We start from the raw sequence: 21,603 nt of genomic DNA, 5'->3' as shown, positions 1-21,603 counted from the left end.
ATTCGGGATGGATTTCCGGTTCCCCCGACCACTTATTTTTGTTTGCCCGATGGTATCTATGATCGCACCCCTGCCCGTTTTCAACCGCGCCCAGGTTCTAGTGATTGGCGACCTGATGCTGGACCGCTACTGGACCGGCGATACGGGCCGTATTTCCCCGGAGGCTCCGGTGCCGGTGGTGCTGGTGGGGGACACCGAGGACAGACCCGGCGGTGCCGGCAACGTGGCCCTCAACCTGGCCTCCCTCGGCGCGGGGGCCAGCGTGATCAGCCTGGTGGGACGGGACGACGCCGCGTCGGCGCTGGAGCGGACACTGAGCGCCGCTGGTGTGCACTGTGATTTTATTGCCTCTGATCTCTCTCCCACTATTACCAAATTGCGGGTGATGAGCCGACACCAGCAACTGTTGCGCCTGGATTTCGAGCAGCCCTTTGCCGAGTCCGACTGCGCCGGACTGCCGGCACTGCTCGCGCGCCGCGCAGAGGGTGTAGGTGCGCTGGTGCTGTCCGATTACGCCAAGGGCACCCTGGCCCGGTGTCAGGAGCTGATACGGTTGGCGCGGGAGCGGCAACTGCCGGTGCTGGTGGACCCCAAAGGCGCGGATTTTGCCCGCTACCGGGGCGCCACCCTGCTCACACCCAATCTACAGGAATTTGAACTGGTGGTGGGTCCCTGCGCCAGCGAAAAAGAACTGGTGGAAAAGGGTGGAAAGCTGATGGAGGAGCTGGACCTGCAGGCGCTGCTGATCACCCGCGGCGAGCACGGCATGACCCTGCTGCAGCGCGGTCTGCAGGAGCTGCACCTTCCGGCCCGGGCGCGCGAGGTCTACGACGTAACCGGCGCCGGCGATACGGTGATCGCCACCCTGGCCGCGGGCATCGCCGCTGGTGAGAGCCTGCCGCGCAGCGTTGAGATGGCCAATATCGCCGCGGGCATCGCTGTGGGCAAACTGGGCACGGCAACGGTTTCCGGACCGGAGCTGCGCGGCGCCCTGGCGACGGAGGGCCACAGCGGGCGCGGTGTAATGACAGGAGAGCAGTTGGTCTATGCCCTGGCCGACGCTCGTGCCCGCGGTGAAAAAATCGTGTTTACAAACGGTTGTTTCGATATATTGCACGCGGGCCACGTGGGCTATCTGGAACAGGCACGCCGCCTGGGGGATCGGCTGATCGTGGCGGTCAACGGTGATGCCTCGGTGACACGGCTCAAGGGCGAGGGCCGGCCGATCAATCCGGTGGAGCGCCGCATGGCGGTGCTCGCGGGGCTGGAAGCGGTGGACTGGGTGACCAGTTTCGACGACGATACGCCGGAGCGCTTGCTGGAGCTGCTTAAACCGGATGTTCTGGTGAAGGGTGGTGACTACAGCAAGGAGCAGGTGGTGGGCTGGCAGATTGTGGAAAGCTACGGCGGTGAAGTGCGTTCGCTGGATTTTCTCGACAACTGCTCTACCACCGCGATAGTGGAAAAAATTAAAAAATAAAAATTCCGCTGATAGAGCATTAGCAAACACTTTTAAAGAGCGAGAACCGGCCTGCCTATGCGGGTAATAACTTTTGGCACCTACGACGTGTTTCACCTGGGACACCTGCGCCTGCTCGAGCGGGCCGCGGCGCTGGGCGATTCCCTTGTGGTGGGTGTGTCCTCCGACCAGCTGAACTACACCAAGAAGCAGCGCTACCCGGTGTACGACCAGGCGTCGCGCATGGCCATCGTCGCTGCGCTGCGCTGCGTGAACGATGTGTTCCTGGAGGAATCCCTGGAAAGAAAGCGCGAATATATCCTCGCTTATGAAGCCGACATCCTGGTGATGGGTGACGACTGGGCGGGGCGTTTCGACTTCTGCAGCGATATCTGCCGCGTGGTCTATCTGCCGCGCACGCCGTCCATTTCCACCACCCAGTTGATCGAAGTCATCAGGGGGGTGGAGGAGTGAAGGCCGTCACGCAACGCCTGTTGGCGGTGAAGTATTATTTCCGTTCCCTGATGGTGCGTCCGCGCCCGGATATCTGGCTCTTCTATATCAATCGCCACCAGACCTTCGAGGGTAACATTCGCGCGTTGTGGAATTACTGCAATGCCCGCGGCGAGGTGCAGACCTACCTGATCGACTACCGCGGCGAGGGGCGCCCGGCGGACGTCAGCGAGGCCCAGTATGTGCCCGGTGGCTCCCGCCGCGAAATCCACCTGCGCCTGCGCTGTCGCTACTGCTTTATCAGCCATAGCCAGCGGCTGGCACTGGGCAAATTTTCCCTGGTGCGCTCCAGTCGGCTGGTGAACCTGTGGCACGGTATTCCCATCAAGGCGATCGGCAATCTGGACGAGCGCTTCACCAATCACCAGTTCCACCGCGAGTTCCGCAAGAGCCGGCGTATCAAGTTGTTTTCAGTAGCTTCGGTATTGGAGCGTTCGATTATCGCCGGGGCTTTCGTCAGTGAAGCAAAAAAAATCAAGGTGTTTGGACTGCCGCGCAACGATTTTTTAGGCATGCCCTACACCGAATTGCCCGGTGCCAGCCAGCAACTGGTCATGCGCGCGCGCAGTGCCAAGGCCGGGCGCCGCTTCCTGCTCTACGCGCCGACTTTCCGCGACTACGACCGCAGCAGCGTGGGGCTGGGCAAGGACGATCTGCACTGGCTGGAACCACTGCTGCAGCGCCACAACGCGTTGCTGGGTATCCGCCCGCATCCTCGGGACCTGGACCTCTACCGGGAGCTGATCGACAGCTCGGAGCGTATCGTCGACTGCTCTCAGGCGGTGTACGACGACGTGTCCTGCCTGATGCGCGAAGTGGACCTGCTGATTTCCGACTTCTCGTCGATCTGGGTGGATTACCTGTTGCTGGACAGGCCCATAGTCTTCTACGCATGGGACCTGCAGCGCTATATGGAAAGCCGCGGTTTTGCCGTGCCCTTCGACCGGGTACTGCCGTCGGACTTCTCTGAGACCACGGAACAGCTGCAGGGAGCGCTGGAAGAGGCACTGCGGGAAGATGCGCCGGTGCCGGCGCGGCAGCAATGGGTCAAGGGACTGTTTCACCAGTATCCGGACTTCGGTAGTTGCGCGCGCCTGTACCGCTATTTACAGGACTGGACCGAGGCGGAAACCTGAACTTCGTCGTTCCGGCGCAGGCCGGAACCCAGTGTGCCGTTGGACTGGATACCGGCCTGCGCCGGTATGACGAGTATGAGAGCTTGATTGAGAGTATTTACGTCCGGGTTGAATGGCACTAAGTTAAGGCTTAGGGGCGGGCCTGCTGCCGTGGGTTCTTTGCGGGACACGGGCTAGGCGCCCCCCCGTAAATACGTCCCTGTAGGCTTGTCTGCGAGGTCCCTCTCGCAGACAGTCCCGCAAAGAACCCCCGGCATCAGGCCCTTCGCATCGAACTTATGGCTTAACTTAGTGCCATTCACGTCCGGGTTGGATTTGAGCGCGAGAGCGCACGGAGCACACAGCTGCAGTTGTGGTCCAGGTGCACCGGGTTGATGGTGCCCACAATGGCGCTGGTCACGGCGGGGTGGGCGAAGACAAAGTCCATACTCGCCTGTACCGGATCGCCACCTTCCTCTCCGGCGATATGGCCGCTGGCCAGGGCTTTCTTGACCAGCACGCCCTTGTTGTTTTTACAGCAGTAGTCCAGCACTGCCTCCTCCCCCCGCTCGCGCAGGTTGTAGGTCACCATCACCACATCGCTGTACTGCGCCGCCAACAGGCCGCCGGCGACGGTTTTGCCGGACATGCCGATGGCGCGGATCAGTCCCTCCCGCTTGAGTTTCCGCAGGGTATCCAGCACTTCTTCCTCGCGGACTATGCGTTCGTCGTCGCCGTTCGAGTGCACCAGTACCATATCCAGTACCTCGGTGTGCAGCCGGCGCAGGCTGCGCTCCACACTCATGCGGGTGTGGTGTGCGGAAAAATCAAAGCTCGACTGCCCGCCGGCAAATTCCTCGCCCACCTTGGAGCAGATCAGCCACTGGTCGCGCTGTCCGCGCAGCAGCTTGCCCAGCCGCTCCTCACTGTTGCCGTAGGCGGGCGCGGTGTCGATCAGGTTGATGCCCCAGGCCCGCGCGCGCGCGATCAGGTCGGCCGCCTGCCGGTCGTCGGGAATGGTAAAGCTGCCGGGGTACTTCACGCCTTTGTCGCGGCCGAGTTTGACGGTGCCCAGCCCCAGGGCGCTCACCTGCATGCCGGTGTCGCCCAGGGGGTTCAGGGGTAGCGGGGACAGAGTGATTTCAGGCAAAGGCTTTCTCCCAGGGTGTCGGCGCTACCCGTGGTTCGGGCAGCGTTTGCAGCGCGCCGATATCGCCGCCCGCCGGCTGGATATCGTCCTCGTGCAGCAGCGCCAGCACCTCGTCCGCCAAGTTGGGGGCCAGAGTCAGCTTGGTGGGCCAGGCGGCGATCACATTGGCGCAGTTGTCGGTGCGCAGCGCAGCTGCCTTGTCCGGGCGGGCGAAATTGCGCTGGCGGGGTTCGGCGCGGTCTACCGGCAGGGTGGCCCACTGGCAGTCGCCCAGATCGACCCAGGGCATCAGTTCGCACAGTTCCCGTTGGGCTTCGGTAATCAGTTTTTCCGGCGAAAGGGATGCCCCCCGTTCGGCCAGCGAGCCGCCCAGGTACCAGACCCAGGTGCCGTCGCCCAGCGGGTGACTGGAAATAGTGAGCCGCGGGGTTTTTTCCGCGCCCAGGCAGTGGCCGTAAAAGCGGTGGGGCAGGTGGTGGCGGACCATTACCTGCTGCAGCGGGCGGCGCTGGGTCTGCGGTGTGCGACAGCCGAGTTGCTCGAGGATCTTTTCGTTGCCGAGGCCCGCAGTGAGAATAAATCTCTGCGCGTGCACTTCCAGGGTTTCGCCGTCGGCGTCGGCGAACAAAACAGCGTTGCCCTCGGCATCGCGCTGCCAGCGGGCGGTGGACCGGATCTTTTTCAGCTGGTCGCGCAGCGGTGCGCTCAGTGCATCGAGCACGCTGGGCACATCCAATACCAGATCCACTAACTGGTAGACGCTGCCGCGAAAATCCGCGTGGCGGAAAATTTCCGGGCGCTCATCCCCGGACACCGGGTGCACGCGGCCGCGGGTCAGTTTGCTGGCGAAAAAAGTGCCGACTTTTGACGCGCTGCCACCGCTGGAAAACAGGTAGAAGTGGTCGGAGAGAATTTTCGCCGCGGACAGGTCCACTTGCCCGCTGCCCTCGAGGCAGTCGCGCCACACCTGCGGCATATCCTTGATCGCCTCCGAAGCTCCGGTGAGGGTGCCGCCGAGGGTGTATTTGATCCCGCCGTGAATCATGCCCTGGGAGGCCACCGTTTGTCCGCTGCCCAGCGCCTCCTGCTCGAACAGGGCGCGGGACAGGCCGGAGGACCGCAGCCGGTGCATCAGCCAGAGGCCGGCGATACCGCCGCCGATCACCGCGACATCGAGATGGACTTTTTGTGGGGGTTTGCGGCTGGGGGGCATACTACCTCTGCTCGGCGCGGAACTGGCGCCGGCCATAATAGCAGAAAGGCGGCGGACTGAAGGGCATCTCTAAAAATCGCAGAGCCGGTCCTTGCCGTCGATACCCTCTGTCCCGAATGGCGCTTATTAACCCGGCAATCAAATAGTTTGCCGGGTTAATAGTTAAGCGATAAATGCGACGCGAGGGTCCTGATATCGGGTACTACCTTGCGAGGCTGTCCGTCGGTTAGCCACAGTGTTCGAATTCGCTCATGTAGGAGCCGGAGCCGACCGAACCACCCCATTTGACGCAGGTATCCGGTGCGGATCTCTTCACTGGTCCGGCGTAGTAGGAGAAGTTGCCTGAGTCGGTGGCCATGGTTTCCCCTTTGACCTGGAGGCTGGCCGAGACTGCACTCGGACTGCCGAGATTGAGGGTCTTGAGGGTGACTGCGCAGTTGTAGCCATTGGAGCTGTTGTAAAGCAGGTACACCCGCCCGCCGCTGAGCGCGTGCGAGTCGATCACCTCGTAGCCGCTGCCGCAGATCTCCTCGGGGGCGTACGGGTTGTGCGGGTTGCCGTCGGACCCGTCGTTGAGCAACGAGTAGTATTTGCTCCAGTTCCAGTTGATTCCCGGATCGGTGTGGTCCTGGCCGGTATAGTGTTGATGCCCTTTGACATCGATGGAGGACGATAGTACTACCGCCGAGCTGTGCGCTGGCCCGTTGTAGGCTTTACTGCAGTCGATAGCCGCGTAGCGACCACAAAAGTTTTTCACCAGTGCGGCGGAACTGTTGTACATCGCGTTGGTATACCACGAGCTGTTGTCGACATAGCCTTCATGCTCAATGCCCAGAGTGGTGCCATTATGGATGCCTACGTGGTGGGCTGCGTTATGGTTGCGCACCATCTGAGTTACCTGGCCGTCAGAACTGCGTATCACATAGTGGGCACTGACCGAGCGAGGATTATTCTGAAACCAGCTGATGGTGCCCGCGTAAGTCCCCTCAGCGGTATGGATAGTGGTGGAGTCATAGGAGGAACGATTGTGGTAGTACGGCGACGGCACCCACCGTGCGGGACCATAATCCGTACTCTGAATACTTACGGAACCCTGCGCATTCGCTCCCGTTTCCGGCATCTCCAGAGAATTGCTTTCCGTAGCGTCTTTCTTCTGAAGCGTTTTGGTAATCGGATCAACGCGATACTCTCTGGTTTCAAGGATATCCTCGGTGACATCCAGGCGGACAAAGGGTGCCCGCATCGCGGTCAATTGTTCAGGTGAAAAGGCCCGCTCCCAGGAAACGGGGTTCTCGGGAACCTTGATGCCCCGATCGTCCACGCCTCGATCTTGGGCGAGAAGGACGTCATAGGCGAAACTGTTTCGCACGTATTCCTGCGCGGCATTTTCCTCCGGATAAGGAGAGAAGCCCGCGTAGCGCTTGAGAATCGGCGTCATGTCTTCCCGTTTCGGCTTGATAAGCATCCCGCCCCGCAGAATATTCATCCGGTCGGCATCTTCGCGCAGCTCTGCATCCAGCAATGCGGCAGCGGCAAGTATGTTGTACTCGGGATCCCGTTTGATTTTTTCCGGCACAATACCGGTGATTGCAGATGCCAGGGAGATCTGATCTTCAAACCCTCCCCCGCCATACAGGCCCATCACCCCATAGGCTTTGGGCATATGCTGATGGGAGGTAGGTCCCGCTGACCGGTCCGGGTCCAGATGCATCCAGCGGGTCTGTACGTAGGCAATGGCTTCAAGAGTCCCGTCGGGTATGGAAGGATAAGCAGCATAGGCGCTGTTGAAATAACGAATATATTCCTGTCGCTTCGGCAGCAGTTGCTGTTCTTCAGCGGCAAGCTGCGCCCTCAGCCCAGATTGTATTTTTTGTTCACCATCTGCAATTGCCCACTGGCTGAGCAAGCCCAGGCAAAGCAGTGTGCACATTCTGCCAGTTATCATGATTATTTCTCCCTAACTTTGATTGGCCGCGTACCTCCAACGATTAACATACTGCCCGTGCGTGCAATAGGGTTCTCCGTCCGGCCGGACGAAGAACCATCATGCATTGAGCAGGACGATACCAAATTTTTTATTCGTTGTGAAAGATAAGTTGGGATAATTTATTCTTTCCGATTGTAGAGGGCCTTTTCCAGCCCATTCAGGGCGGTAATGCAGCTATCGAATTTAGAGTAAACAGGCCCTATCATGGCGGCCCCGAAAGAAGCTTGCAGCGAAATACCTATCCCCATGCGTTCCCTCTACACTTGGCTGCTCCGGGCCGCAGTTCCCCTTATTCTCCTGCGTCTCTGGTGGCGCGGCCGCGCGCAGCCGGAGTACCGGAGCCGCTGGCGTGAGCGCTTTGGCCGGGTGCCGGAGCGCGCGAGCCGCGCGCCCCTGATCTGGGTGCACGCGGTCTCCGTGGGCGAGACGCTGGCGGCAGTGCCGATGATCGAAAAATTGGCGGCGCGCCACCCGCGCTGGCAGTGGCTGGTTACCACCAGCACGCCCACCGGTTCCGAGCGCGCGCGCGCGGTATTGCAACCATTGATCGGCGGGCGCCTGCTGCACTATTACGCACCCTATGACCTGCCGGAGTGTATAGCGCCGTTTGTCGATGCCCTGCGCCCGGACGCGCTGGTGATCATGGAGACCGAGCTCTGGCCCAACCTGCTCGCCCACTGTGCGCAGCGCGGTATCCCCACGCTGCTGGCCAACGCCCGCCTGAGTGAGAAATCCGCTGCCGGCTACGCCCGCTTCGGCCGCCTGGCACGGCCTATGTTGCGAGAATTGGATCGCGTAGTGGCCCAGTATCCCGCCGATGCGCAGCGCTTTGTCGAACTGGGTCTGCCGGCGGAGCGGGTGGTCGCCAGCGGCAATATCAAGTTCGACCTGCAGATAAACCTGGGGCTGGAGAGTGAGGCCCAGGTGCTGGCACACCAGTGGCGCGGCCGCAGAGGCCGGCCGGTGTGGCTGGCGGCCAGCACCCATGCCGGCGAGGAGGAGATAGTGCTCGACGCTTTCCAGCGGCTGCTGGAGGACTTCCCGGAATTGCTGCTGGTGCTGGTGCCGCGGCACCCCCAGCGCTTCGACAGCGTGGCGCGCCTGTGCCGGAGCCGCAACCTGGCCCTGTTGCGGCGCAGCGACGACGGGCTGCCCGGCCCGGCCCACCGGGTGCTGTTGGGGGATACCATGGGCGAGTTGCTGCGTTTCTATGGTGCCTGTGACCTGGCGTTTGTGGGCGGCAGCCTGGTGCCGGTGGGCGGGCACAATATTATCGAGCCCGCGGCCTGGGGCGTGCCGGTAGTATGCGGCCCGCACCTGCACAATTTCTCCACCGTGGCCCAGCTGTTGATCGACGCCGGCGGCATGCGCGTGGTGGAGGATGCGGAACAGCTGGCCGACCAACTGGCGGACTGGCTGCGGGATGACAGCGGGCGCCGTAGCGCCGGTGAGCGCGGGCGGGAAGTGGCGGCGGAGAACAGCGGTGCGCTGGAGCGGCTGGTCGGGGAAATCGACAGTTTAATTTAGGGCGAACGCAGGGTTCGCCCGATGGGAAGCCCGGAGCCGCTGCTCATTTGGTAGGCGGCGCTACCATCACCGCTTCCGCCACACGGTAAACCGGGGTGGCGGGATTGAGTTCCCTTTCCAGGCTCTGCAGGTCGTCCGGCGCCAGCAGTCCCGCCGCCCGCTTCAGGTCCAGGGTATTCTGGATATAGTCGTAGAGAGCGTTGGCGAAGTCGGTGCGCGACTGGGCGAGGGTGCGCTGGGCCAGCAGCACGTCCACGATATTGCGGGTGCCCACCTCGTAACCCGCCTGGGTAGCCTCCAGGGCGCTCTTGGCGGAGATCACTGCCTGCTGGCGCGCCTCCACCCGGGACACGTCGGTAACCACCGCGCGGTGCAGGGTGCGGGTGTTCTGCACGGTGTCACGTTCCACCAGATTGCTCAGGTCCTCCGCCTGGAAGGCGAGGTTGCGCGCCTCGCGGCGGCTGGCGCTGAGGCGGCCGCCGGTGTAGATGGGTACCTGCAAGGTGATTGCTGCGATTCTGGTTTCCTGAGTGGTATCGATTGGAATCGTTTGCGAGTCGATTTCCAGATCGCCGTCGCTGTGGTACTTCTGGTAGTTCAAAGAACCGGTCAGGGTCGGCAGATGCTCGGCCGCGGCGGCGCGGGCGCTATAGCCGGCGGCATCCGCGGCCAGGCGGGAGGCCTTCAGGTCGAAGTTGTTGGCCAGGGCGAAGTCCACCCAGGCGCTGCGCTCTATGGGTTCCGGTGCGACCACCGCGAAATCCCCGCCCAGGGGGGCCACCGAATCGTGGTGGCCGCCGGTGAGCACCGACAGGGCGTCGAAATTGCTGAGCAAGTCGTCCTGGGCGGTGAGCCGCCGTGCTACCGCGTTCTCGTAGGCGGCCCGGGAATCGTAGACGTCGGTGATGGCGGTGAGACCCACCTCGAAGCGCTGCTGGGTTTGTTCCAACTGCTTGGCCAGGGCCTCCTCTTCGGCGATTGCGGCCTCCAGCACGTCGTAGGCGCGCAGTACGTCAAAGTAGGCGACGGAAACTCGCAGCATCATCTCCTGCTGGTTGGCGCTGAACTCGGCGGCGGCCTGTTCGCTGATCTTCTTGCCCTGCTTGTAGCCGAACCAAGCCGGCAGATCGAATATCGCCTGGTCCAGCCTGACGCTGTAAGTTCGATCGTCGGTGTCGCTCTTAGTGGTGGTCGGAATCACCAAGATAGTGCCGTCGTCGTTGAATTGGCTCTGGACCCTGTCGGTATCGGAGCGGACTTTACTGGCCTCGGCGGTGCCCTGGATCTGCGGCAACAGCGCCGAGCGGCCAAGATTTTTCGCCTCCAATCCGGCGTGATAAGCGGCGCGGTCGGCGGCCAGCTGCGGATCGTTGTCCAGGGCCTGCAGGTAGATCTCCCACAGGGTATCGGCCTGAGCCTGCATTGCACCGAAGCCCACTAGGGCGGCGGCGAGCGGAGCCTTCAGCGCGGCCGCGAAATGCGTTTTCAGCGCGGCGGTGATATGAGTTTTCAACGGGCGCGGGGAATGGCCCGGAGTGACATCACTTCTTTTCATCTGTTTAAACTTCCTGTGGTGGGTGCGGTCTCAAAGCGCTGCCAGTCTCCCCCCTGGCGAAAGCAGTCGCGAAAGTGTACCCGTGGCCTGGGGGGGCGTCGAGGCGACGATGGCGGCATTTTGGTATATCTTCGTTAAACCGACGCGAATGTGCGGCTACCGGTGATTAAGCGGTAAAAACCGGTGTTACCGATATCCGGGCGAAACTCATCGATGCAATAGACGCAGCCGGATTTATTTTGGATGCGGCAAACATCTTGCAGAAAAGGGCAAGAATTGCGATGGAGCAGGCAGTGCAAAAAAAGCCCGGGCCCTGGCGGCGCGCCTGCCATCAGTGCGACCTGTTGCTGGAGCGCGCGGTGGCCCCCCTGGGGCAGAAATTGGTGTGCCCCCGTTGCAATGCCACTCTGCATCGCAACGGCGCACACAGCATTCGTTATACCGCGGCACTGAGCCTTACCGGCCTGCTGCTGTTCATCCCGTCCGCCACCCTGCCGCTGCTGCACTTTTCCATTTTTACCTTCGGCGCTGAAAACACGCTGTTCAACGGGGTGCAGTCGCTGTTTGGTGCCGGTTATATCTGGCTTTCCTCCCTGGTACTCTTCTGCAGCGTACTGGCGCCGCTGGGCAAATTTACCCTGCTGGCCTTTATCAGTTGGGGCTGCGGCTGGGAGGCTCTGGACCGCCCGGTGGCCAACGCAGTGCGCTGGTATCATCACCTGCGGGACTGGGCCATGCTGGACGTGTATATGCTGGGCATACTGGTGGCGCTGGTCAAAATGAGCGACCTTGGGAAGATGGTGGTGGAGCCGGGACTCTACTGCTTTGCCGCTATGATGCTGGTTTCCAACCTGACCACCCTGAGTTTCGATCCTCACGCGGTCTGGGCGCGCATGGCCCGGCGCCGGGACCGGCCGCCGGCTGGGGAAGCCGCGGGAGACGGGCCGTGACCGGGCCGCCAAAAGCGCGGGAATCCGGGCTCACCAGTTGCCTCTGCTGCCACCAACTGGTGCGCATGCCCCAGGGCGAGGAGTCCTGCCGCTGCCCCCGTTGCGGCGCGCGGGTGCACACCCGCCAGGTGGGCAGCCTCACCTTAACCTGGGCCTTTGTCATTACCGGCGCCTTCCTGCTGGTGCCCGCCAATATCCTGCCGGTGATGACCGTCATTTACCTGGGAGCCGGTGAGCCCAGCACCATTGTCAGCGGGGTGATGCAGCTGTATGACACCGGCCTCTGGGGGATCGCCCTGATCGTGTTCGTGGCCAGTATCGCGGTGCCGGTGATGAAACTGGTGGGGTTGGTGCTGTTGCTGGTGCAGATACAGTTCCGCCTGCCGCTGATCCCTCTGCAGGCGATGCAGTTGTACCGGGTGGTATCGGCGATCGGCCGCTGGTCGCTGCTGGACCTGTTCATGATCTCCATCCTGGTGGCGCTGGTGGACATGGGGGCCATCGCCGAAGTGGCCGCCGGCCCCGGGAGTACCGCCTTTGCCACCGTGGTGGTGGTGACCATGCTGGCGGCCCGCTTCTTCGATCCGCGCCTGATCTGGGACGCCTACGATGCGCGCCGGGGGCGGAAGGGCGCAGTGGAGGGAGCGGTGCGGAATGGCTGAAGAGTTTGCCCGGGAGGGCGTGCTCCGGCGCAGCCGCGGCCTGCCCCTGGTGTGGCTGCTGCCGCTGACCGCGGCGCTGATCGCAGTGTGGTTGGTGTACCGGGATTTCACCCAGGGCGACATCCGCGTCACTATCCTCTTTCCCTCCGGCGAGGGCCTCGTAAAGGGCAAGACCCCGGTGAAGTACTCCGGGGTGGATATCGGCGTGGTGCGGGATTTCCGCCTGGTGCCCAATGCCCGGGAACTGGATGGCGCCGATGGAGTACTCGCCGAGGTGGATTTCAATCGCAGTGCCGAGTACCTGCTGGTGGAGGGCAGCAGGTTCTGGCTGGTCAAGCCGGAATTCTCGATCACCGGGGTGAGCGGCCTGGAGGCGCTGGTGTCCGGCAACTACATCGCCGTGGAGCCGGGCAGCGGCGCGCGCGAGCGGGAATTCGTGGCCCTGGCGGAGCCCCCCGCCCACGTGCGCGGTGAGGGCCTGCGCGTGGTGGTCAATGCGCCGCGGCTGGGGTCTCTGAATCGGGGTTCGCCGGTCTACTACCGGCAACTGCAGGTGGGCCAGGTGGAGAATTACCATCTGAGCGAGGATGACTCCCGGGTGCAGATCGACCTCTTTATCCGCCGCGAATACGCTCACCTGGTACACCGCGGCAGCCGCTTCTGGAATAGTTCCGGGCTGTCCATCGAGGGCGATATCAGCGGGGTGACGGTGAACATGGAGTCCCTGGCCGCGCTGGTGGCCGGTGGCGTGAGTTTCTACACCCCGGAAAACCAGCGCCATTCGCCGCTGGCGGTGGATGGCAGTGAATTCAAGCTTTACGAGAGTTTCGCTGATGCGGACGCCGGTATTCCGGTGACACTCAATTTCGATCGCGGGGTCAGTGTCACCCCCGGCAGCACCCAGGTGCTCTACCAGGGTATCAAGGTGGGCGAGGTCAGCTCAGTGAAGGCCAGTCGCAATATGAAAGGCATGGAGGTGACGGTGCTGATGGACCCGATCACCGACGAGCTGCTGAGCGAAAATACCCGCTTCTGGATCGCTCCTCCCACTCTGGATATCGCCAGCGGCCTCAGCGATTTGCTCAAGGGCAACCGCATTGAGGTGGATCTGCGCCGCGGCCAGCGCTCCCGGCGCACCTTCGACGCCCTCGCCTCGCCGCCGCCGCGGGACCCGCGGGCACCCGGCCTGCACCTGCGCCTGACCGCGCGCACCACCGGCTCCCTGCAGCGCGGCGCCTCCGTCTACTACCGGCGCATCCCGGTGGGCACGGTTCAGGGTATGAAGCTGAGCCGAGACGGCGAGCGCGTGGAGGTGTTCGTGGTAATCGAGCCGCGCTATGCCTATCTGGTGAACAATCGCACCCGCTTCTGGAATATCAGCGGCCTGCGCGCCAGCGCCAGCTTCGGCGGCGTCGAGGTGGAGGCCGACTCGCTGATGTCTCTGGTGCGCGGCGGCGTCGCCTTCGGGAGCCCCCCGGGAGCGCAGGAGAGCGCCGGCCCGGCGCGCAGCGGCGACACCTTCCATCTCTACAGTAGCCGCGAGGCTGCGCTGGAAGAGGGCGTGACCATTCATATCGCCCTGTCCGACGCCTCCGGCCTCAAAGAGGGCTCGCCGATCCGCTACAAGGGCGTCCAGGTTGGGGAAATCACCCGCCTGCGCCTTGGCCGCGAGCTGGAATCGGTGCGTGCCACCGCCAAACTCTATCACCGCGCCGAGCACTTCGCGCGGGCCGGCACCCGCTTCTGGGTGGTGTCGCCGCAGATAGATATCGACAAAGTGAAGAACCTGGACACCCTCGTCAGCGGCCGCTATCTGGCGCTGGAACCCGGCGGCGGGGAAGTGCAGTTGGAGTTCATCGCCCTTGCCGAGCCGCCGACCCCCGGCCTGGCGGACACCATGATGCGCCCCGGGCTCACGGTGATCCTGGACGCGCCGCGGCGCGGTTCGCTGGCCCCCGGCAGCCCGGTCTACTACCGTCAGGTGCAGGTGGGGGAAGTGACCGGTTTCGCTCTCGGGGAACTGGCGGACCGGGTTTATATCTATGTCTATATCGAGCCGCGTTATCGCACCCTGGTGCGCGAACACACGGTGTTCTGGAACGCCAGCGGTGTGGATGTCAACTTCGGCCTGATGAGCGGCCTCAGTGTTCACACCGAGTCGGCCCGGGCGCTCCTCGCCGGCGGCGTCGCCTTCGCCACCCCTGAGGGGCCGAATATGGGGCGGGAAGTGGAATCCGGCAGCCACTACCCCCTCTATCCGGAGGCGAAACCGGAGTGGCTGCGCTGGAGTCCTAAAATAGAATTGTACGGTTCGACCGAGCCGGCCAAGTAACAGGGAACAGGGATTTGCTATGCGTATAAAATTAATTGGCCTGCTTGCCGTATTGCTATTGGCCGCTTGTGAAACCATGGAGGTGCAGAGGGTGGAGCCGCGGGTGGCGCCGGTGGCCTTCTCTACCTATACCTGGGGCCCGTCGGCACTCGGTGATATGCCCGAGGTGTCGGCACAACTGGTGGAACTGGACCAGGAAATGCGCGACGTAGTGGCCGCGGAGATGGGCGCCCGGGGTTATCGTTTGGTGGAGAACGGCGCCGGCGCGGACATGGTGGTGGACTACCAGGTGGCGGTGATTGAGGAGCAGTTTGCCGGCGACCCCACCGATTCCAGCTGGGATGCGCAATTCGACAGCAACGCGACTCCCGGGGTGGTGGAACTGCCCACGCGCACCGGTGCGCCGCGGGTCACCCTGACCTTGGGCATCGGCCGCCCCGGGGAGCCGTCCATCTGGGGCGGCAGTGCCTCCAAGCTGATGACGCGCTCGGAGGACGCCGCGGAACGCCGGCGTATACTCAGTGCTGCGGTGCGCGATCTCCTGAAGGATCTTCCTCCGGCGGCGCCCTAGACACCCAGGCAGGGAAGCCAGATCTTCTGAAAACAGCAGTAGGAGATTGGCATGACTGTTATTTTGCGCACCCTCTTCCCCCTGTTGGCGCTCGCGCTGGCCGGCTGCGTCGCCACCAGCCCGGTGGTGGTGGACTACGACCCCCAGGCCGATTTCTCCCGGCTCGACAGCTACTACCTGTTGGACCCGCTGGCCAGTGGCCCGGTATCGCCACTGGAGCTGAAGCGCGTCCGGCAGGCGGCGGACGGCCTGTTGCGCACGCGCTACCGGCCGGCGGAAAGTGCCGAAAGCGCCGATTTCGTGGTCAGGGTCCAGCTTTACTCGGTGGACAAGGTTGCCGTTTATGAAGACAGCCTCGCCCTCTACGGCGGCTATCGCTATTGGGGATGGGGCTGGCGCGCGCCGCTGGACGTGCGCCACTACCGCGAAAACACCCTGGTGGTGGATGTACTCTCCCCCGAGCGCTCACCCCTTTGGCGCGGCAGCACGGTATCCTCTGCCGGCCGCTACCGGGACCCGGCGCAGAACCAGCAGCGGCTGCGCGAGGAGATGGCACTGATCTTTAACCGCTTCCCACCGTACTGACCGGAAACCTGGGACTCGTGTAGGGTGCGCACGGCGCACTCTACTGAAGCCCACGGACGTCATCGACAAAGCGAAAAACCGAACAATGACCGATAACGACAAAAAAACCGAAACCGACCTCTCCCCGCAATTCGCCCGCGACGCGGTGGAAATCGTCTCCCGGGAGGCGGTGTTTGAAGGGTTCTTCACCATGCAGAAACTGCGCCTGCGCCACCGGCTGTTCCGCGGCGGCTGGAGCAGTGAGATAGAGCGCGAACTGTTTGTGCGCGGCGCCGCCGTGGGGGTGCTGCTCTACGACCCGGTCCACGAATTGGTCGCGCTCACTGAGCAGTTCCGTATCGGCGCCCTGGATCGCCCCGAAGGGCCCTGGTGTCTGGAGGTGGTGGCGGGTATGGTGGAGGAGAGCGAGTCCCTGGAAGCCGTGGCGCGGCGCGAACTGCAGGAGGAGGCCGGGCTGGAAGTGGAGCAGTTGCACTACATTCGCAGCTATATGCCCAGCCCCGGCGGCAGCTCCGAGCGCCTGCACCTCTTTTGCGCCCTGGCGGACCTCCGCGGCGCCGAGGGTCATTTCGGCCTGGATAACGAACACGAGGACATCCGCCTGCGGGTGCTCCCACTTCAGGCGGTGTTCGATGTGCTGGAGTCCCACACCGAGGCGGGCGGCCCGATCGACAACGCGGCCACGGTGATCAGCCTGCAGTGGCTGCAGTTGAATCGGGCGCGCATGGGTGGTGGCTGAAATATTGTTTCAATAAATCGCCGTAAGCAGGAACAAAATCTCATTGTGAATGGCGGGTCACAAAGGAATCCCGCTCAATTGCCCGGCAGGGGCGCAAACTGAGAGCTGAATCACGGCGACAATAGAATTGGAGTGTCGATAATGGGCCTATCGGTAAAAACGAGAGCGGTGGCGGAAAAGCGTGCGCGCCGCCTCCGGGAGGCGGGTGGCAAGACAGAATATCGGGTGGATTTACCTGCCTATCATGCCGATTGCGACGCCAACTATCTGCGCCTGCGCAAACTGTTGCCGGAATTGGCGAACAGGGAGCACTGGCGCTACCAGATGCCCCACGGGGCCCTGGAACTGTCGGTCCAGTCCCGCTCCCGCTACACCACCGAGGTGTGCCTGAACGCGAGCGCTGAGACCGGCGAGCGGAACTGGCTGGCACCGCCCCAGATCACCGTGCGCCTCTACCACGACGCGCGCATGGCGGAAGTGGTGGCGGTGGATGGACGCGGACCGGTGGGTGACAACGGAGCCGGCTTCACTTACCCCAACCCGCGCATGCACTGCGCGGACGAACGGCAGCAGGCCAACCGCTTCCTCGGCGAATGGCTGGGCCACTGCCTGGCGAATGGCCGCGCGGAAATTGAACTGATACTGGATGGCCGACGGCTCTGACCCGCCTGCCATCACTGGGGGCGTGGACAAGGTGAGCGTGTGATAGAAGAGTCAGTCGGGCCCGTACATCGCCTGGTGCAGTTTACCGACCCCCATATCGGCGGCCGGCCGGATTACCAGTTGCTTGGCCTGGACACCGGGCATACTTTCGACGAAGTGCTGCGCGCGATCGAGCGGGAACAGTCCGATGCCGACATTCTGGTCGCCACCGGAGATATCAGTGCCAATAGTTCCGAAGGCTCCTATCGCCGCTTCCTGCAAAAAATGCAGCGGGTGGAAATTCCCTGGTACTGGCTGCCCGGCAATCACGACAACCCTGCGCGCATGAACCGGGTGGCACCGGGGCGGCACCCGGAAGTGGTGTCGCTGGGAGACTGGCGCCTGCTGCTGTTGGACAGCAGCCTGCGGGGGCAAATCTGCGGCGGCCTCGACGATTCCCAACTGGAGCGCCTGGAAGAGTTGCTGGCCCTGCACGCTGCGCACCCGCTGATGATCCTGATGCACCACCAGCCGGTACAGGTGGGCAGTGCCTGGATCGACGGCCATATGCTGCGTAGCGGCCGCGATCGTTTCCTGCAACTGATCGGCGATAACCCCAGCGTCAAAGCGGTGGTTTGGGGGCATGTGCACCAGCAGTTCGACAGCCGCCTGGGGCATATCGGCCTGCACGCCACTCCCTCCACCTCCGTTCAGTTCACTCCCGGCAGCGGTCCCTTTTCCGTGGACGAGAAGATGCCCGGCTACCGCTGGTTCGAACTGCGCAACGACGGCGGTTATCGCACCGGAGTAGAGCGGGTCACCGTCTCTGAATACAGTGTCGATCTCGCCTCTGCTGGTTATTAACCTTTATTAACTCAAGTTTCGGGGTTCAGTTCCGGGAGCTGAAGCGGGGTGCGCCTTTCCGGGACACGCCGTGAATACGTCCCTGTAGGCTTGTCCGCGAGGTCCCTCTCGCAGACAGTCCCGGAAAGGCGCACCCCGCTTCAGCTTGTGCCACCGGCAGGCGCCTCGAACTCCGAAACTTGAGTATTAACCTGCCTTTCCCGCCGCTGCGCCCGTACAATGGAACTTTGTCCCCGGAAGTTGTGAGGTTGAAGATGCGCGTGGTTTTTCCGCTGTTTTTCCTGTTTTCCGTATTGTTGTTTTCCGCTTGCACACAGCAGGCCGCTCCCACCGAAGCGGAGACCGCGGACGGACTGCAGCCCCGCACCAGCGGCCTCGACAGCGTGGCCGCTGCCTTTGCCTTCGACCTCAGCGGCTCCGCTGTCTACGTGGTGCCGGTGGAAATCGACTACACCAAACGCGTCGCAGGCCCCGGCCAGCCCCTGCGCGCCCGGGACTATGAGCTGGACGCAAGAGACCGGGCCAGGCTGCAGGAACTGATGGCGGAGATCTTCAGCGAAAAATTTCTCTCCCCGCGCAACAGCCAACTGGTGGCCGACCCGCAAGTGGCGGACTACACGCTGCAGTTGCGCCTGGAACGCTTCTCCCTGGCCGCCCCCCTGGAGCCCTCCGCCTGGCTGTGGCGGGTGTACGCCGAGCAGAGCGCCTACGGCGTCTTGGTGGGCGAACTCTACAATGACGAGGGCAAACTGATGCTGCGCTTCCGCGACCGCCGGGATATTGGTGAAAAATTCGGAGGGCTGGGCCCCGGCCGCCTGGAGCGCTTCACCAGCGTCACCTTCTGGAACGACATGAAAGTGGACCTGCGCCGCGCCTTCAGCAGCCTGGACAAAACCCTGCGCTAAGCCGGGAGCGCCGAGCCCTAGCTCGGCTGGCGGGCCCCAGGCCCGCCTCCGGCTTTGGGACAAGGCATAAACCCCACCAAACCCCTATAATCCCCGCCCATGCAAAACCGCCCCCTGCTCATCTATCTCCACGGCTTCCTCTCCTCGCCGCAGTCGACCAAATGCCAGCTGCTGCGCAAATGGCTGGCGGAGGCACACCCGAGCATCGTCTACTGCGCGCCGCAGATCTCCCCCTATCCGGCCATTGCCGCCCACTCCTTGAGCGGCCTGGTGGAAAGCTTTGTAAAAAGCGGCGAGTGTGGTCCCATCGGCCTGGTGGGCAGCTCCATGGGCGGTTTCTGGGCCAGTTACCTGGCCGAGCGCTACCGGCTGCCGGCGGTGGTGGTCAATCCGGCGGTGCACCCCTCACACTTTATGCCCAACTACCTGGGGCAGACGCTGACGCCTTACAGCGGTGGGGCACAGGAGTATCGCCTTACCCCGGCCGACGTTGATACCATGCGCCAACTGGAAGAATCGCTGCCCCATCCCCTCGCCGCGCGCTACTGGCTGCTGGCCCAGCGCGGCGACGAGACTCTGGACTGTCGCGAGGCGGAAGACTTCTACCGCGGCCAGCGGCAGACCCTCGAGGACGGCGGCGATCACAGCTTCCAGGGCTTCGCGCGCTACTGCGCGCCGATAATTGAATTTTTATTTAACCCGTAGGAGCGCCCCTGCCCCGGGAACGCGGAGCTATTTGTTAGAGCGCTGAAGGCTCCAGCTCCGCAAGCGGGCCCCAGGCCCGCCCTACAGCAGAATTTGTCAACAAGCAGTCAATAAGAATATGGCCAACTACTCCGCCGAAGATATCGAAGTACTCACGGGACTCGACCCGGTGCGCAAGCGCCCGGGCATGTACACCGACACCACCCGCCCCAACCACCTGGCCCAGGAAGTCATCGACAACAGCGTGGACGAGGCCCTCGCCGGCCACGCGAAAAAAATCGAAGTGGTCCTGCACAAAGACCACACCCTGTCGGTGAGCGACGACGGCCGAGGCATGCCGGTGGACATCCACCCGGAACAAGGCCGCCCCGGGGTGGAAGTCATCCTCTCCACCCTGCACGCCGGGGGCAAGTTTTCCAACAAAAACTACCAGTTCTCCGGCGGCCTGCACGGCGTGGGGGTGTCGGTGGTCAACGCCCTGTCCAAGGTGCTGGAAATCACCATCCAGCGCGACGGCCAGGTGTACCGCATGGGTTTCCAGAACGGCGACAAGGCCTCGGACCTGGAAGTGATCGGCAGCTGCCCCAAGCGCACCACCGGCACCAGCCTGCGCTTTATGCCGGACCCGAAATATTTCGACTCCGCCAAATTCTCTGTGCCCCGCCTGCGCCACCTGCTGCGCGCCAAGGCGGTGCTCTGCCCCGGCCTCACCGTGATATTTATCAACGAGCAGGACGGTGAATCCGAGCAGTGGTACTACGAAGACGGCCTCAAGGACTACTTGGCGGACGCGAACCACGGCTGGGAAGTACTGCCGGCGGAACCCTTTATAGGCAGCTTCGCCGCCACCAGCGAGGCCGCAGACTGGGCGGTGCAGTGGCTGCCGGAGGGCGGCGAAGTCACCGCTGAATCCTACGTCAACCTGATTCCCACCAGCCAGGGCGGTACCCATGTGAACGGCCTGCGCTCCGGCCTGCTGGAAGCCATGCGCGAGTACTGCGAAATCCGCAACCTGATGCCGCGGGGAGTCAAACTGGGGCCGGAGGATATCTGGGGCCAGTGCTCCTATGTGCTCTCCGCCAAACTGGCGGACCCGCAGTTTTCCGGCCAGACCAAGGAGCGCCTCTCTTCCCGCGAGGCCACCGCTTTCGTCTCCGGTGTGGCCAAGGACGCCTTCAGCCTGTGGCTCAACCAGCACACTGAAGACGGCGACCGCCTCGCCGAGCTCTGCATCGGCAACGCGCAGAAACGTCTGCGCTCCGCAAAAAAAGTCGCACGCAAAAAAGTCACCCAGGGCCCCGCGCTGCCCGGCAAACTGGCGGACTGTTCCAGCGGCGACACCGCGCGCAGTGAACTCTTCCTGGTGGAGGGCGACTCCGCCGGCGGCTCCGCCAAACAGGCCCGAGACCGCGAATTCCAGGCCATCATGCCCCTGCGCGGAAAAATCCTGAACACCTGGGAAGTGGACTCCACGGAAATCCTCGCCAGCCAGGAAGTGCACGACATCGCCGTAGCCCTGGGCGTAGATCCGGGCAGCGACAACCTGGAAGGCCTGCGCTACAACAAAATCTGCATCCTCGCCGACGCCGACTCCGACGGTCTGCACATCGCTACATTATTGTGCGCACTCTTCCTGCGCCACTTCCGCCCCTTGGTCACTGAAGGCCACGTCTATGTCGCCATGCCGCCGCTGTTCCGCGTGGATATCGGCAAGGACGTCTACTACGCGCTGGACGAAGCGGAAAAACAGGGCATCCTCGACCGCATCGCCGCGGAAAACAAAAAGGGAAAAATCCAGGTCACCCGCTTCAAGGGCCTGGGAGAAATGAACCCCCTGCAACTGCGCGAAACCACCATGGACCCGGATACCCGCCGCTTGGTGCAGCTGTATATCGACGTTGGGGATGACAGCAACCAGTTGTTGGATATGCTGCTGGCCAAGAAGCGTGCGGGGGATCGCAAGCAGTGGCTGGAGAGCAAGGGTAATCTGGCGGAAGTGAGCTGATGAGGAGTGAACGCAGGCCTTTATGAGTCAGCTGTTTTTATTTGCGGGCAGCAGGCCCACCCGAAATTTGCTTCTCCGGGTATAGGCTTTCTTTGACTCCATATTTATAGATATAAGGGATTCA

The 21,603-nt window shown here is 62.9% G+C and carries 19 protein-coding genes; 15 read left to right on the top strand and 4 right to left on the bottom strand.

The window, feature by feature from the left end:
• Positions 1-58 precede the first annotated feature (58 nt).
• Genes hldE through FHS09_RS14200 form a run of 3 tightly spaced genes read left to right on the top strand, consistent with a single transcriptional unit; the run spans position 59 to position 3,108 of the window.
• A complete protein-coding gene (gene hldE / locus FHS09_RS14210) occupies positions 59-1,480 on the top strand; it encodes a bifunctional D-glycero-beta-D-manno-heptose-7-phosphate kinase/D-glycero-beta-D-manno-heptose 1-phosphate adenylyltransferase HldE (RefSeq protein WP_183461031.1) in 1,422 nt (473 codons plus the stop codon).
• Between the two features lie 57 nt (positions 1,481-1,537).
• A complete protein-coding gene (locus FHS09_RS14205; protein ID WP_183461029.1) occupies positions 1,538-1,933 on the top strand; it encodes an FAD synthase family protein in 396 nt (131 codons plus the stop codon).
• On the top strand, positions 1,930-3,108 hold the full coding sequence (locus FHS09_RS14200) for a CDP-glycerol glycerophosphotransferase family protein (RefSeq protein ID WP_183461027.1): 1,179 nt from the start codon (positions 1,930-1,932) through the stop codon (positions 3,106-3,108). Before FHS09_RS14205 ends, FHS09_RS14200 begins: the two co-directional genes overlap by 4 nt.
• A gap of 298 nt (positions 3,109-3,406) precedes the next feature.
• On the opposite strand, the gene FHS09_RS14195 is transcribed toward FHS09_RS14200, so the two are convergent.
• The 3 genes from FHS09_RS14195 to FHS09_RS14185 all read right to left on the bottom strand — a co-directional run bounded on the left by FHS09_RS14195 (position 3,407) and on the right by FHS09_RS14185 (position 7,395).
• On the bottom strand, positions 3,407-4,237 hold the full coding sequence (locus tag FHS09_RS14195; protein WP_343057490.1) for an aldo/keto reductase: 831 nt from the start codon (positions 4,235-4,237) through the stop codon (positions 3,407-3,409).
• Entirely contained in the window at positions 4,230-5,450 is a 1,221-nt protein-coding gene (locus tag FHS09_RS14190) for an FAD-dependent oxidoreductase (protein ID WP_183461025.1), read from the bottom strand. The genes FHS09_RS14195 and FHS09_RS14190 overlap by 8 nt, the downstream gene beginning before the upstream one ends.
• 226 nt (positions 5,451-5,676) lie before the next feature.
• A complete protein-coding gene (locus FHS09_RS14185; protein ID WP_183461023.1) occupies positions 5,677-7,395 on the bottom strand; it encodes an N-acetylmuramoyl-L-alanine amidase in 1,719 nt (572 codons plus the stop codon).
• A gap of 288 nt (positions 7,396-7,683) precedes the next feature.
• On the opposite strand from FHS09_RS14185, the gene waaA reads away from it, so the two are divergent.
• Positions 7,684-8,964, top strand: a complete 1,281-nt coding sequence (gene waaA / locus FHS09_RS14180) for a lipid IV(A) 3-deoxy-D-manno-octulosonic acid transferase (RefSeq protein ID WP_183461021.1) — start codon at positions 7,684-7,686, stop codon at positions 8,962-8,964.
• 43 nt (positions 8,965-9,007) lie between these two features.
• On the opposite strand, the gene FHS09_RS14175 is transcribed toward waaA, so the two are convergent.
• Entirely contained in the window at positions 9,008-10,519 is a 1,512-nt protein-coding gene (locus tag FHS09_RS14175) for a TolC family outer membrane protein (protein WP_183461019.1), read from the bottom strand.
• Between the two features lie 293 nt (positions 10,520-10,812).
• Here FHS09_RS14175 and FHS09_RS14170 point away from each other — a divergent pair, with 293 nt between their 5' ends.
• The 11 genes from FHS09_RS14170 to parE all read left to right on the top strand — a co-directional run bounded on the left by FHS09_RS14170 (position 10,813) and on the right by parE (position 21,479).
• The gene (locus FHS09_RS14170) at positions 10,813-11,469 is read left to right on the top strand and encodes a paraquat-inducible protein A (protein ID WP_343057489.1); all 657 of its coding nucleotides are present in this window, start codon (positions 10,813-10,815) and stop codon (positions 11,467-11,469) included.
• Positions 11,466-12,131: a paraquat-inducible protein A gene (locus FHS09_RS14165; RefSeq protein WP_343057488.1), complete on the top strand. Its 666-nt coding sequence runs from the start codon at positions 11,466-11,468 to the stop codon at positions 12,129-12,131. Before FHS09_RS14170 ends, FHS09_RS14165 begins: the two co-directional genes overlap by 4 nt.
• Positions 12,124-14,463 carry a PqiB family protein gene (locus tag FHS09_RS14160; RefSeq protein ID WP_183461014.1) on the top strand — a complete coding sequence of 780 codons (2,340 nt, stop codon included), beginning with the start codon at positions 12,124-12,126 and terminating at the stop codon, positions 14,461-14,463. The genes FHS09_RS14165 and FHS09_RS14160 overlap by 8 nt, the downstream gene beginning before the upstream one ends.
• A gap of 19 nt (positions 14,464-14,482) precedes the next feature.
• Positions 14,483-15,034, top strand: coding sequence for a DUF4136 domain-containing protein (locus tag FHS09_RS14155; protein ID WP_183461012.1), 552 nt, complete (start codon positions 14,483-14,485; stop codon positions 15,032-15,034).
• A gap of 51 nt (positions 15,035-15,085) precedes the next feature.
• Complete coding sequence (locus FHS09_RS14150) at positions 15,086-15,619, top strand: DUF4136 domain-containing protein (RefSeq protein ID WP_183461010.1); 534 nt, start codon at positions 15,086-15,088, stop codon at positions 15,617-15,619.
• A gap of 85 nt (positions 15,620-15,704) precedes the next feature.
• Positions 15,705-16,358 carry an NUDIX domain-containing protein gene (locus FHS09_RS14145; RefSeq protein WP_183461008.1) on the top strand — a complete coding sequence of 218 codons (654 nt, stop codon included), beginning with the start codon at positions 15,705-15,707 and terminating at the stop codon, positions 16,356-16,358.
• A gap of 141 nt (positions 16,359-16,499) precedes the next feature.
• Entirely contained in the window at positions 16,500-17,021 is a 522-nt protein-coding gene (locus FHS09_RS14140; RefSeq protein ID WP_183461006.1) for a DUF1249 domain-containing protein, read from the top strand.
• A 39-nt stretch (positions 17,022-17,060) separates the two neighbouring features.
• Complete coding sequence (locus FHS09_RS14135; RefSeq protein WP_343057487.1) at positions 17,061-17,864, top strand: metallophosphoesterase; 804 nt, start codon at positions 17,061-17,063, stop codon at positions 17,862-17,864.
• A 254-nt stretch (positions 17,865-18,118) separates the two neighbouring features.
• The gene (locus tag FHS09_RS14130) at positions 18,119-18,769 is read left to right on the top strand and encodes a hypothetical protein (RefSeq protein ID WP_183461004.1); all 651 of its coding nucleotides are present in this window, start codon (positions 18,119-18,121) and stop codon (positions 18,767-18,769) included.
• A gap of 99 nt (positions 18,770-18,868) precedes the next feature.
• On the top strand, positions 18,869-19,474 hold the full coding sequence (locus tag FHS09_RS14125; RefSeq protein ID WP_183461002.1) for a YqiA/YcfP family alpha/beta fold hydrolase: 606 nt from the start codon (positions 18,869-18,871) through the stop codon (positions 19,472-19,474).
• 118 nt (positions 19,475-19,592) lie between these two features.
• Positions 19,593-21,479 carry a DNA topoisomerase IV subunit B gene (gene parE / locus FHS09_RS14120; protein WP_183461000.1) on the top strand — a complete coding sequence of 629 codons (1,887 nt, stop codon included), beginning with the start codon at positions 19,593-19,595 and terminating at the stop codon, positions 21,477-21,479.
• The last annotated feature ends 124 nt before the right edge of the window (positions 21,480-21,603 follow it).

The sequence above is a fragment of the Microbulbifer rhizosphaerae genome, from assembly GCF_014191725.1.
GTDB lineage: Bacteria > Pseudomonadota > Gammaproteobacteria > Pseudomonadales > Cellvibrionaceae > Microbulbifer > Microbulbifer rhizosphaerae.
This window is presented reverse-complemented; position numbering and strand designations above follow the sequence as displayed.